The sequence below is a fragment of the Cupriavidus sp. SIMBA_020 genome (assembly GCF_046535395.1).
In the GTDB taxonomy this organism is placed as follows: Bacteria; Pseudomonadota; Gammaproteobacteria; order Burkholderiales; family Burkholderiaceae; genus Cupriavidus; species Cupriavidus campinensis.
Genome location: NZ_JAWRWU010000956.1, coordinates 1 through 260, shown reverse-complemented (window position 1 = coordinate 260; position 260 = coordinate 1). Strand labels below are relative to the sequence as shown.

Sequence of the window (260 nt, the reverse complement as noted above, 5' to 3'; positions counted from 1 at the left end):
CGGAGCCGTCGCCGCAGCGCACGCCGGTGCTGTTTCAGGCCGGCAGTTCAGGACGCGGCCAGCGCTTTGCCGCGCGCCACGCGGAATGCGTGTTCATTTCGCCGCCCAATCGCGCGGTCGGTCGCGAAACGGTGCGCGCGCTGCGCGAGCAGCTCGTGCGCGCGGGGCGCCGTCCCGACGACGTGAAGGTGTTCGTCGGCGCGGCGGTGGTGCCGGGCGCGACCGAACGCGAAGCGCGCGAGAAGTACGCGGATTACCGC

1 protein-coding gene is annotated in these 260 nt (G+C 73.1%); it reads left to right on the top strand.

Features of this window, described 5'->3' with window-relative positions:
* A partial coding sequence (locus tag SB751_RS32285; protein WP_410749295.1) for an LLM class flavin-dependent oxidoreductase occupies nucleotides 1-260 on the top strand: 260 nt, incomplete at both ends.